General features: G+C 39.1%; 9 protein-coding genes. 5 read left to right on the forward strand and 4 right to left on the reverse strand.

From position 1 onward, the window contains the following. Positions 1-296: 296 nt before the first annotated feature. From I6F53_RS14130 to I6F53_RS14150, 5 genes are all read left to right on the forward strand, one after another. Complete coding sequence (locus I6F53_RS14130) at positions 297-1,979, forward strand: chloride channel protein (RefSeq protein ID WP_166420136.1); 1,683 nt, start codon at positions 297-299, stop codon at positions 1,977-1,979. A gap of 15 nt (positions 1,980-1,994) precedes the next feature. Further along, positions 1,995-2,429: a CopD family protein gene (locus I6F53_RS14135; RefSeq protein WP_197239964.1), complete on the forward strand. Its 435-nt coding sequence runs from the start codon at positions 1,995-1,997 to the stop codon at positions 2,427-2,429. Between the two features lie 114 nt (positions 2,430-2,543). After that, complete coding sequence (locus I6F53_RS14140) at positions 2,544-3,560, forward strand: aspartate carbamoyltransferase (protein WP_197239965.1); 1,017 nt, start codon at positions 2,544-2,546, stop codon at positions 3,558-3,560. A gap of 33 nt (positions 3,561-3,593) precedes the next feature. Further along, positions 3,594-4,874 (forward strand): glutamate-1-semialdehyde 2,1-aminomutase, encoded by a 1,281-nt coding sequence (gene hemL, locus I6F53_RS14145; RefSeq protein WP_024589288.1) that lies wholly within the window; start codon positions 3,594-3,596, stop codon positions 4,872-4,874. A 178-nt stretch (positions 4,875-5,052) separates the two neighbouring features. Beyond that, on the forward strand, positions 5,053-6,894 hold the full coding sequence (locus tag I6F53_RS14150; protein ID WP_166420139.1) for a methyl-accepting chemotaxis protein: 1,842 nt from the start codon (positions 5,053-5,055) through the stop codon (positions 6,892-6,894). A 69-nt stretch (positions 6,895-6,963) separates the two neighbouring features. On the opposite strand, the gene mrcB is transcribed toward I6F53_RS14150, so the two are convergent. The 4 genes from mrcB to I6F53_RS14170 form a co-directional block, all read right to left on the reverse strand. Further along, complete coding sequence (gene mrcB, locus I6F53_RS14155) at positions 6,964-9,306, reverse strand: penicillin-binding protein 1B (RefSeq protein WP_197239966.1); 2,343 nt, start codon at positions 9,304-9,306, stop codon at positions 6,964-6,966. A gap of 148 nt (positions 9,307-9,454) precedes the next feature. Beyond that, the gene (locus tag I6F53_RS14160; RefSeq protein WP_197181671.1) at positions 9,455-10,684 is read right to left on the reverse strand and encodes an ammonium transporter; all 1,230 of its coding nucleotides are present in this window, start codon (positions 10,682-10,684) and stop codon (positions 9,455-9,457) included. Between the two features lie 9 nt (positions 10,685-10,693). Beyond that, on the reverse strand, positions 10,694-11,032 hold the full coding sequence (locus I6F53_RS14165) for a P-II family nitrogen regulator (RefSeq protein ID WP_004587162.1): 339 nt from the start codon (positions 11,030-11,032) through the stop codon (positions 10,694-10,696). A gap of 220 nt (positions 11,033-11,252) precedes the next feature. After that, the gene (locus I6F53_RS14170; protein WP_197239967.1) at positions 11,253-12,476 is read right to left on the reverse strand and encodes a response regulator; all 1,224 of its coding nucleotides are present in this window, start codon (positions 12,474-12,476) and stop codon (positions 11,253-11,255) included. Positions 12,477-12,832: the final 356 nt, after the last annotated feature.

Here is a 12,832-nt window from a genome sequence, read left to right on the forward strand (position 1 = left end):
CGTGATTATCTAATACCCGAGTGTTTTAATCAAGTATAGTAAAACAACTCTTTACTCTAAGTTATACCTATAAATTAGTAAAAAATGGCTAAACATTAGCTCACTAAAATAATACTTAAGCAAACTAAAAGCGACCCTTGTAAGCTATAAGTTCATTAAAAATTTTAGTTATAAATAATAGGTCTTAAACTTTACTGCAAATTGTTAATATAAGTTACGAAAAATTCAAAATCACAACGACTTAGCTAAACTCTTTTGCTAAAATGCTGCTGAAAAATGCGGCGAGGAAATAATGCATGTGGCTTGAGCAACTCAGACGTCGACTGGCAAAACCTAAAACATCTGTACAATTATGCTTACTAGGCGTAGTTGCCGGACTAATTGCTGCATTTTTTATTATTTTATTCCGCTTAACTATTTTATTTTTCCAAAGCTTATTTTTAGAAACACCTGACGACTTTACGACCCTACCAACACTTGAACGTGTGCTAATGCCTTTAGTTGCTGCATTACTAATAGCCACGTTTGCTGCTTTTACAGGCTTTAAACATTACCGTTTAGGTATCCCTTTTGTTATACACAGAATTAAACGCCATTATGGGCAAATGCCTTTATATAATACGGTTAATCAATTTGTTGGTGGCGCACTTGCACTCATTAGCGGTTTTTCGGTTGGTCGAGAAGGGCCTTCCGTACATATGGGCGCAACGGGCGCGAGTATTTTAGCTGATAAACTACATTTACCGCATAACGCCATGCGTACTTTAAGTGGTTGCGGCGTTGCAGCAGGCATAGCCGCTTCATTTAACACCCCACTTGCCGCCGTTATTTTTGTAATGGAAGTGGTACTTCGTGAATATAAAGTACACATATTTGTGCCTATCATGCTTGCTGCTGTTACTGGTGCACTGGCTACACAGTTTGTATTTGGTGAAGGCTCTGAGCTTGCACTTATAACCATAGCGCCACTGAGTGGCTGGCATTATCCTTATTTAATACTATGCGGTATGGCACTGGGCGCTATTGCATTTAGTTTTAATCAAAATTTAATGTTAATTATTAAAACATTTAAACCTTTAAGTATGTTCCCTCGTTTATTAATTGCGGGCTGTATTGCCAGCTTAATAGCTTACGCGGTACCACATGCTATGGGCTCTGGTATGAGTGCAATTACTATCGCGGTTGAATCCCCTGATAACGTAAAACTGCTTACCACTATATTAATCGCTAAATTGCTTGCAACATTATTTGCTATTGGCTTAGGTATTCCGGGTGGTTTAATTGGCCCTGTTATTGGACTTGGCGTATTAATTGGTACATTAATGGCCTTTTTTGCTCAATATATTAGCCCTGGTACAGATATAGCCGGTACATACGGAGTTTTGGGCATGGCGGGGTTATTGGCAGCAACACTGCATGCACCACTTGCTGCATTAACAACAGTAATGGAGCTTACATCGTCACCGGAAATAATCGTTCCTGCGATGATAGTTATAACCACAGCCTATGTTACTGCCTTACAGTTTTTTGGAAATCGTTCCATATTTTTACAGCAATTAGATTTTCAAGGTTTGCCGTACCATGTGTCCCCTGCTACCGAAGCACTGCAAAAAGTGGGAATAATGGATGACATGGATGAAGACTTTAAATTACTTTACTCAGATGACAAAGAACAAATAAAAAACACGCTAGATGCGATGGATAGTCAAACCCCGTTAATTGTTTTTGACGAAGAAAATGGCTACCGCCTCGCTGAATACGATTTAACGCTAATGTCTGATGAAACAATAAATATAAACTACATTAGTTTGCAGGGCATCAGCAGCCAAGCCACTCTAGCCGATGCATTCGATATACTAAAAGATAAAAGAAGTGGCGCACTTTACGTTTATAACCTTTTAGATAATCAACAAATTATGGGGCTATTACGCTGGGATCAAATTCATCATATTTTAACCATTCGTAACAGCTTACTTTAAGTAATAAGGACTAGTATGAGCGCATTATTGATTTATAAAACACTCCACGTATTTTTTATGATTGCGTGGTTTGCCGGTATTTTTTACTTACCACGGTTATTTGTATATCACGCAATGAGCGAAGAAAGGGCATGTAACTCTATGCTTAAAGTTATGGAGCGCAGATTACTTTATTTCGTAACCCCATTTGCTGTTTTAACGGCTGTATTTGGTGTATTAACCATTGTTGAATATGGTCGTGATTGGTTTAGATACAGTATGTGGCTACATTACAAACTTGTACTAGTAATTATTTTATACGTATACCACGGCTACTGTTTTAAGTTATTAAGTGACTTTAAACATGACCGAAATACTAAAACAGACCGCTTTTACCGTATTTTTAATGAGCTTCCCGTTATTGCGCTGCTTATCATAGTGGCACTTGCTGTAATAAAACCTAATTTATAAGCGTTTCGGTGCATGTTAAACTGCGCCGCAATTTACAATACTTGTTATAACACGCGCGATTGCGTGCCCCATTTATGGATTATCGCGCCCATTTGATTGATTAGGAATAACCCCATGTTAAGTTTCCAAGGCGAACATATACTGTCAGTAAATCAGCTAGACAGAGACTGCATTGAACGTATTTTTGCAGTAGCTAAAAAAATGGAGCCTTATGCTAAAAAGCAAAAGCAAACAACGGTGCTTAAAGGCGCTATTTTAGCTAATTTGTTTTTTGAACCAAGCACTCGTACACGGGTTAGTTTTGGTACCGCCTTTAACTTACTCGGCGGTGGTGTACGTGAAACTACAGGTATGCAAAGCTCAGCCCTTGCAAAAGGTGAGTCACTTTACGATACTGCTCGAGTTATTTCAGCTTACGCTGATGCCGTAGCTATGCGCCACCCTGATGCAGGCTCAGTAAGTGAATTTGCTGACGGTTGTACTGTGCCGGTTATTAATGGCGGTGACGGTCCAAATGAGCACCCTACTCAAGCCTTACTTGACTTATTAACCATTGAGCGTGAATTACACCGTTTTGATCAAAATATTGATGGCATGCATATAGCGCTTGTTGGCGATTTAAAATATGGCCGTACAGTGCATTCTTTATCAAAACTATTGTGCCATTACAAAAACGTAAAGTTTTCGATGGTCGCGCCAGACGGCCTACAAATGCCAACGAGCATTTTAGATGCCGTAGAAAATGCAGGACACAAAATTGAGCTAGTAAACAAGATGGAAGGTAATTTAGCAGCCGATATTGTTTACCAAACACGTATTCAAGAAGAGCGTTTTCCTTCACAAGAAGAAGCAAATAAATACCGTGGCGGTTTTAGAATTAGCCAATCTATTTACAGTGCTCACTGCAAACCTAACTCAATATTAATGCACCCGTTACCACGCGATAGTCGCTTAGAGGCCAACGAGCTTGATAACGACTTAAACAGTAACGACAATTTAGCAATATTCCGCCAAGTACAAAATGGCGTATTAATTCGTATGGCACTGTTTGCTTTAACACTCGGCGTAGAAAACAAAGTCGATAAGTATGAAGTGGACGTACCTTGGTTTAGCCGCAAACGCGATAGCTAAACCCCTTTTTAGTAATAATTTATAGGATTTTTCATGACAATTAGCCAAGACTTATTTGAACGCGCTCAAGCTTCTATTCCTGGTGGCGTAAACTCGCCAGTACGTGCTTTTAATGGCGTAGGCGGTACACCGCTTTTTATTACAAAAGCAGAAGGTGCGTTTACATTTGATGCCGACGGTAATCGTTACATTGATTATGTTGGCTCTTGGGGGCCTATGATCATGGGCCATAATCACCCTGCAATTAAACAAGCCGTACACGAAGCTGTAGAAAATGGCCTTAGTTATGGCGCGCCTACTGAAGCCGAAATATTAATGGCTGAAAAAGTAAAAGAACTGGTTCCATCAATCGAAAAAGTACGCATGGTTAGCTCAGGCACTGAAGCGACTATGAGTGCAATTCGTTTAGCACGTGGCTTTACCGGCCGCGATAAAATATTAAAATTTGAAGGTTGTTACCACGGCCATGCTGACTCGTTATTAGTTAAGGCAGGCTCTGGTGCACTAACAATGGGCGTACCTAACTCTCCAGGTATTCCAGAGGACTTTGCTAAGCATACACTTACGGTATCGTTTAATAACCTAGATGAAGTAAAAGCTATTTTTGCAAAATACGCTGACGAAATTGCCTGTATTATTGTAGAGCCAGTAGCCGGTAACATGAACTGCATTCCACCAGTGCCAGGCTTTTTAGAAGGTTTGCGGGATGTGTGTGACGAATATAAATCAGTACTTATTTTTGATGAAGTAATGACGGGGTTTCGTGTTGCACTTGGCGGCGCACAAGCGTATTACAACATTAAACCAGACCTTACGTGTTTAGGTAAAGTCATTGGCGGCGGCATGCCTGTTGGCGCATTTGGTGGTAAAACCGAAATAATGGATTACATTGCGCCTGTGGGTCCTGTTTACCAAGCGGGTACTCTTTCTGGTAACCCTATTGCGATGGCTGCAGGTTTAAAATCACTTGAGCTATTATGTGAGCCAGGTCTACACGATAAGTTAGAAGCAACGTCTAAAGCAATTTGTGAAGGCTTTGAAGCTGGCGCTAAAAAAGCAGGCATTGCATTAACAACTAATTATGCTGGCGGCATGTATGGATTCTTTTTTACTGATGCTGAAAAAGTAACAACCTACAAACAAGCTACTGAATGCGACCTAGAGCGCTTCAAACGTTTTTTCCACCTTATGCTTGAAGAAGGTGTGTACCTTGCTCCATCAGCATTTGAAGCTGGTTTTGTATGTGCTGCGCATACTGAGCAAGAAGTAAAAGAAACAATAGCGGCAGCAGAACGCTCGTTTGCTAAACTTTAAGTTAAAATTACTTTTTATATTTTATAAGCGCTTGTTTTTACAGTGTGTAATTAATACTAAAGATTGAAAAAAGCCCGAAAGGGCTTTTTTTATTTGTAATGTACTATAAATGAATGATAATTAAGCATAACAAGGTCTATTCACCTTTACCCTAATTACAAAAATACAAGAGAGCCTTATGTCAGGATTACGTCAATTTTCTTTTCCCGCTATCCAGCTAATGGCAAATTTAAAATACAAAACTAAAATCAGCTTAATGTTTGGAATTTTACTCGTTCCTCTTGCACTTAGTTTGTTTTTTTTAGTCTCATTATTAAGTGACAGTATTACTGTTTCAAAAATGCAGCAACAAGGCTTAAAAGGCTACAGACCTATACTTTCAAACTTGATGCAAGGTGATATAAATCAAAATATAAAAATAGCCCGCTCACTCGGTTTTGATATAAAAAACGATCAAGAAAATGAAGTACTCGAACTTGTTTCTATTCAGTCAAACCTAGCCTTAGACAGTCAATTAGCAAGCGCTTATGTAAACCGCTCTTTAGTTACCCCAATTCCTGCACTTATAATGCAAATAAACTCGACAGCGCAAAGCGCAAACACTGTTTTGGCAAGTAATCGTTTTACGCCAGATACATTTATAGCACTTTCAAATTTTAGTAAGTCACTTCCTTTATACGAAAAACAACTCGATAAAATACTTAATGTAGCCACCAATGCAGATAAATCAGTAAATAAAGCGCTCATGCCTTCGTTAACTAATTTACACAGTGCTGTTGGTGCATTCAAAAAAGCGATAGATGAAAAACTACTTGAGCCGGACGATATCCTATTAACTCAAGCAGAGTTTACTAAGCTAACAAGCAACGTTCACAGTAGTATTAATCAACTTGTTAGTAAGAGCATTCCAACACTTGAGAGCCTTATTGAAGCAAAACTGCAAACTCAACAGTGGACACGAAACCTTGTTTTAGCCGCTTCATTGATCAGTTTGTTATTTGCATTTTATTTGATGATTGGTTTTTATTTTGCAGTTGTTGATACCATTAATCGCTTTGCTGATGCAGCGAATAGAGCCGCGAATGGTGACTTAAATGCAACTATCGATTCGAGCACTAATGATGAAATGGGAATTATTGCATCGCGCTACAACGCATTACTTAACGCATTTTCACATTTATTATTTGATGTTAAAGCAAGTACAGAAGAGCTATGTGGTGCAACTAAATCGCTATCACATGCGAGTAGCCAAACAAGTAATGATGTTTCAAAACAGCAAATCCGAGTAAACGCTATTTATAATGCTTTAAGTGAAATGGCTCAAAACGCACTTGCAGTTGAAGAATCAGCGCACCAAGCAACACTTACCGCGCAAGATGCTGCAATGCATGTAAAACAAGGTTCAGACAATACAATGGAGCTTGCTAAATATATGCAAGACCTACAGATTGAATTTGCAGAAAGCCAGCAAGCGCTTGATAAGCTAGCGCAAGATAGCCAAGAAATTAGCAAAGTTAGCAAAGGGATCAGTGAAATAGCCGATCAAACAAACTTGCTTGCACTTAATGCCGCTATTGAAGCTGCACGCGCTGGCGAACATGGTCGAGGCTTTGCCGTTGTAGCTGATGAAGTAAGAACTCTTGCTCAGCGTACACAAACACAAACCCAAGAAATACATCAAATTATTAGCTCCTTACAACAAGCATCTGACGACACTCAGCAAAAAATGCGCTCAAGTGTTGAAAAAATGGAGCAATCGGTAAAAGCAGCCAACCAAACTAATGATGTATTGCAAAGCGCAGAGCAAAGTATGGGCGACATTAAACATCAGGGTGAAGTTATTGCAGAGCGTGTTAAACAGCAGTCAAATGCGACAACACAAGCATTGAATGATTCGCAAGAGGTGAGTAATTTAGCAGATCAAACGCTAACATCAGCACAATCAACACTACAAGATGCGCAGCAATTAAGTCGCTTATCCGATGATTTAACTAAATCGATGCAGTTTTTTAAATCTTAATTACGTTAACTATACTTTAAACAACAAAGCCGCTAAATAAGCGGCTTTGTTGTTTAAAGTAATCTTAAATTAACGAATACACTGTGGTCTTGGCTTAAACTCACTCGCTCTAAGTGGTAGCTGAATCACCTTGCCACATCCTGGTGGTGCCTGCTTACCCGTTTGCTCATTTACAAATGCCCAACGTATTGATGGTGGACGAGTATCAGCTATTGCTTGTGGGTTAAGCGGCTTTAAGTAACGAATATACGCTTCTAATGCGCCTACGCTGCCTGTTAAACCCGTGCTTTTGTTGTCGTCTCGACCAAGCCACGCAACAGTCACTGTATTTTGATCAAAGCCTGCAAACCAGCTATCACGTAAATCGTTACTAGTTCCTGTTTTACCTGCTAGTTGGATTGATGGGAAGTGTAAATTTAAGCGTTTAGCAGTGCCGTCTTTCGTTACGCGCTTCATTGCATATTTAGTCATATACATTGCTGACTTGTCAAAACGAGGCTCTGCATTTACTTTATGCTTATAAAGTACTTTACCAACAGAGTCGGTTAATGCCGAAATTGCAGTGAGCTTTTTATATTCGCCATCTGCAGCAATTGTCGTATAAAGCTGAGCAACTTCAAAACTCGACATTTCAACAGCCCCTAAAAGCAGCGATGGGTATTCGTCTATCGCCCCTGTAGCACCTAACCCTTTTAGTGTGTTAACTACCTTATCAACACCTACATCAAGACCTAAATTAACCGCAGGAATATTAATACTGTTACTAAATGCTTTATACAAAGGAATTGCACCACGGTATTGATGATCAAAGTTCTCTGGTTGCCACACTTTACCTTGCTCGTTTGTGACCTGTACTGGTGAGTCATCAAGCAAAGTAGCTAAATTATAATGCGGTAATTGCAGTGCAGTTAAATACACGGCAGGCTTTACCAGCGAGCCGATATTACGCTTTGTATCTAAAACACGATTAAACCCTGAGTAACGAACATCGCGCCCTGCAACAAGTGCAGATACACCACCCTTTTCTACATTTACCGAGATCATGGCTGCTTCTAGTTTTTCGGTTCTAGGACGATTTTCCAGGTACGGTAAGCTCTTTTCAATAGACTCTTCCATTGCTGTTTGCTTTTGCAGATCAAAATAAGTAAACACTCTTACGCCGGCATCAAGTGTGTGCTGGTCTGGCAATAACTTATTTAACTCTCTGTTTACTAGCTCTAAATAGCCCGGGTATGATTTTTGTAAACTCGCTTTCATAGGCGCAATATCAATTGGGCGATTAAGTGATGCACGATACTCTTTTGTACTAAGTAGCTTGTTTTCAACCATAAGACGAAGCACTAAATCCCTGCGCTCCATTGTGCGCTCTTTATAACGACGTGGGTTGTAATAAGATGGGCCTTTAACCATAGCCACCAACAACGCAATTTGGTCGTACTCAAGCTCGTCTACCGGCTTTGAAAAATAAAACTCAGAGGCAAGACCCATGCCGTGCACACCTTGGTTGTATGACTGCCCTAGGTATACTTCATTTAAGTAAGCTTCTAATATTTGATCTTTTGAATAACGGTAATCTAAAATAAGGGCAATAAATGCCTCATTTATTTTTCGTACTAAAGAACGCTCACGCGTGAGGTAAATATTTTTAGCTAATTGCTGAGTAAGCGTACTGCCACCTTGAACGGTGCGCCCCGCTTTAATATTTGAATAAAGCGCGCGTAAAATAGAAAACACCGACACACCATGGTGCTCATAAAAATTACGGTCTTCAACCACCAGCAGCGTATCTTTTAGCATTGCAGGAAACTTATCTAGCGGTACAAATTCTCTATCTTGTTTAGAGTCGTTACCAATTCGCGCTATTTGCACAGGCTCTAGGCGAGCAGAATTTAAACGCCTGCCAAACTTATCTTTAATGGTCGCAACTTTTTGCCCAGCAAAGCGAAGTTCAATAATATGTGATTTTTCAAGGCCATCATAAAATTCAAAATCACGACGGTAAATTTTAATGCTATCTGCTGTTTTAACAAACTGCCCTGTTCGGCTCAATCTATTAACGGATGAATAATTTAAACGCTCAAGTTCAAATACAACCTCTTGGCTTGATAAAAACTGCCCCGGATAAAACGCCATAGAACGAGCATACACTTGCGCTGGAAGCTGCCATTTATTGCCTTCAAATATACGTGTTGTTTTCGAATCCAAATAAATGAAATACATTGCCATAGCAATAAAAACAGCCAAGCTTAATTTCCAAAACACTGACCATGTTTTTCTCATAAAAGAGCGTTTAACAGTAGTTTTAACTGTTTTTTTACTGCCCTTTGAGGTACTTTTTTTTGTTGTGCTTGATGATTTACTTGCACGTTTAGCGACAGGTTTGCTGGTAGGTGTTTTTTTATTATCGGCCATTTAATTGTAATTTATTCCAAGGGTTATTCACGAGAGTGAGCTTAGCATATTGGGCATATCCTAACATCCGAAAAGTTAACCCCCCCTGAAACAAAAAAAGCTCTACCGAAGTAGAGCTTTGTGTAAACACACTATTATTTAAAAACTATTAGCTGTTTCGAACAGAAACAAACTCTGGGTAGGCTTCAATACCACAATCGTGTTGATCCATACCGTTTAGCTCTTCCTCTTCGGTTACTCGTATGCCCATTGTTTTGTTTAGCACAGTCCAAACAATGAATGACGTTATAAAAACAAAGCCAACAATACAAAGTAAACCAATTAACTGATTAACAAAGCTTGCATCACCGTTGGTTAGTGGTACTAACATAATACCTAATGCGCCACACGAACCGTGAACAGAGATAGCACCCACTGGATCGTCAATCTTAACTTTATCAAGTGCTATGATGCTAAATATAACAAGTGCACCACCAAGTAGACCAAGTAAACATGCCATTAATGGTGAAGGCGAAAGTGGGTCTGCTGTTATAACAACTAAGCCAGCTAATGCACCATTTAATACCATGGTTAAATCTGATTTACCCCAAAGTACTTTACATACAAACAGTGCAGCAATAGCACCCATTGCAGCAGCAGCGTTGGTATTAAGTAATATTTGACCTACCGCAGTGGCGTTTTCTTTATCAGAAAGTAGTAATTGAGAGCCACCGTTAAAGCCAAACCAACCCATCCATAAAATAAATGTGCCTAGTGTAGCAAGTGGTAAGTTTGAACCTGGAATTGGGTATATTTCACCGTTTTTACCGTATTTACCTTTACGAGCACCTAGGATTAATACACCTGCTAATGCTGCGGCTGCACCTGCGCCATGTACAATTGCAGAACCTGCAAAATCAACAAAGCCCATTTCAGATAAGAAGCCACCACCCCATGTCCAATAACCTTCAATAGGGTAAATAAAACCAGTTAGTATTACAGCAAAACCAAGGAAAGCCCATAGCTTCATACGCTCAGCAACTGCACCCGATACAATCGACATAGCCGTTGCAACAAATACTACTTGGAAGAAAAAGTCAGATTCTAAAGAATGGTCAGCATCAGCAGCTTGTGTGCCAATTAAAGCGCCTATTGAAGGAATAAAACCACCTTCGGCATTGTCTACATACATAATGTTGTAGCCAACTAATAAAAACATCGTACATGCAATTGAATACAGCGCGACATTTTTAGTTAAAATTTCAGCTGTGTTTTTAGAGCGAACTAAACCCGCTTCTAACATGGCAAAACCTGCTGCCATCCACATTACTAATATACCTGATATTAAAAAATAGAAGGTATCGAGTGAAAACTTTAGTTCTATTATTGTATTTTCCATGAGACCCCCTTAAATTGCTTCTTCGTCAAGTTCGCCAGTACGGATACGAACAATTTGATCTAAGTCGTATACGAAAATTTTACCGTCACCAATTTTACCCGTTGATGCAATTTTAGTGATTGCTTCAACAACGCGTTGACAGTTTTCAGTACGCGTTGCAATTTCAAGTTTGATCTTAGGAATAAAATCGACTTGGTATTCTGCACCACGATATAACTCAGTATGACCTCGTTGACGTCCAAACCCTTTAACATCAACTACTGTCATCCCCTCAATTCCTAAATCAGCGAGTGCTTCACGCACGTCATCTAATTTAAATGGTTTTATGATTGCACTAATCATTTTCATAGCGGCCCCCTCGGACTCTTTATTGTTATCCTGTTGGGTTAAACAATCCAACCTTTGTGCCACTATTTTTATATTTTTAAAAACAATAAGTTAGTACAAATCATAAACTCAACAACAAAAAAAACGCACCAATTAGGTGCGTTAATTTAACAAGTCAGCTACATTGGTGCGTGTAATATATTTATATCTTTATTACGCCCTTAGCTTTATATAATAGAGCTTATACCACGCAGTTTCTGCCTTGGCTTTTAGCTTCGTATAATGCTTTATCAGCAACACGCATTGCCTGCGTTAAACTGGTGTTTTGAAAGCCTGCGAGGCCTATACTTGCGGTAATTTTAATTGATTTATCGCTTATAGAAAAATCGTAACTAGCCAACTTTTTCCTAAATGCTTCAAAGTATTCTCGACCGCGTTCTAGCTCTATTTCAGGTAAGATTATCGCAAACTCTTCTCCGCCAACGCGTGCGACCGTAAATTTTGAAAATGTAGAGCGTATTAAAGATCCAACCTGTTTTAAAGCCTGATCGCCGCCTTCATGACCGAACGTATCGTTAATATTTTTGAATAAATCGATATCAAGTAACGCGAGAGTGTTTTTCTGATTTTTACTTTTAAGAAGCTTTTCTGCATATTGATAAAAATAGCGTCGGTTATGAAGCCCTGTTAAATGATCCCTATGCGCGCTTTCTTTAATATCAGAAATCAGCGACAGCTGCTCCATTGTTTGAAGTACTCGACAATGAAACTCCTCATTCATAAATGGCTTTGTTAAAAAGTCATTGGCACCATATTTAATAAATCGTGCTGATAGACCATGTTTCCCCGCGCCCGACAAGCCAATAATCGCTAAGTCGTCTCGGCCTCTAAAGTTACGCACAGCTTTAACCAGCTCAAAGCCATCCATAGAGGGCATAGCGTAGTCGGTCATAAGTAGTTTTATATCTGGATTAGCTTTTAATATTTCGAGTGCTTGTTGCCCGTCGTGGGCATCTGTTACATCGAACAATTGTTTTTCAAGCATTTGCTTCATTAACGAGCGACTCAGCATGGAATCATCAGCTATTAATGCCTTACAGCCTTGATTTCTTAGTAATTGCGCAACGAGTTTTACAGCGTAGTGGTAAGAATCGCGATTATCTTTAATAACATAATCAACAACACCTAATTCAAGCATTTGTTGGCGTTTGTATTCATCTATTTTTGAAGTTAAAACAACCGTAGGAATTTTTTTAGATAAAGTATATTTTGCAACTTCACCGTGCGGAGCATCAGGTAGAGTTAGATCGACTAACGCAAGCGTATAATCGTGCTTTTCTACATAAGTTGCGCATTCAGCTAAAGACCAGGCAAAATCAATGGCTACATCAAGGTATTGTGCAGTTAAGTGTCGAAGTACCTGCTGCACAACTTTACTGTCTTCAACCACTAATACTCTTTGCATAAAGCTTCTCTTTACCTTTAATTAATTTAGTAACAAAACAATAAATACAACGCTATTACGGTAATAGCATTTGTCTATAAACATCCGGTGTAGAGTGCACTGATGTGCTTGAAAGCGTAATCCATTAGATTTTCTTGGTGATAGCCTGTATATAAAATCAATACAAGCAGGCTCGCAATATACCTGATTTTTGTAATTAACTAAATAAAGAAACCAAATCCAAAATAACTATAAAAGTGATAAATGCGCGTCTCTAAGTGCATTTATATTTTACTTAACTAGGGGCTGTTGATCTTTGTAGTACATATATTAATCAGCCCACATTGGTAGCCACATCATAGTGAATGCTAAAGCGA

The organism is Pseudoalteromonas sp. SWN29, from assembly GCF_015864465.1.
Lineage (GTDB): Bacteria > Pseudomonadota > Gammaproteobacteria > Enterobacterales > Alteromonadaceae > Pseudoalteromonas.

Coding starts and splice junctions, on each gene's coding strand:
- hemL (WP_024589288.1), top strand. CDS start 3,594: ATGACAATTAGCCAAGACTTATTTGAACGCGCTCAAGCTTCTATTCCT.
- I6F53_RS14150 (WP_166420139.1), top strand. CDS start 5,053: ATGTCAGGATTACGTCAATTTTCTTTTCCCGCTATCCAGCTAATGGCA.
- I6F53_RS14135 (WP_197239964.1), top strand. CDS start 1,995: ATGAGCGCATTATTGATTTATAAAACACTCCACGTATTTTTTATGATT.
- I6F53_RS14160 (WP_197181671.1), bottom strand. CDS start 10,684: ATGGAAAATACAATAATAGAACTAAAGTTTTCACTCGATACCTTCTAT.
- I6F53_RS14130 (WP_166420136.1), top strand. CDS start 297: ATGTGGCTTGAGCAACTCAGACGTCGACTGGCAAAACCTAAAACATCT.
- I6F53_RS14170 (WP_197239967.1), bottom strand. CDS start 12,476: ATGCAAAGAGTATTAGTGGTTGAAGACAGTAAAGTTGTGCAGCAGGTA.
- mrcB (WP_197239966.1), bottom strand. CDS start 9,306: ATGGCCGATAATAAAAAAACACCTACCAGCAAACCTGTCGCTAAACGT.
- I6F53_RS14140 (WP_197239965.1), top strand. CDS start 2,544: ATGTTAAGTTTCCAAGGCGAACATATACTGTCAGTAAATCAGCTAGAC.
- I6F53_RS14165 (WP_004587162.1), bottom strand. CDS start 11,032: ATGAAAATGATTAGTGCAATCATAAAACCATTTAAATTAGATGACGTG.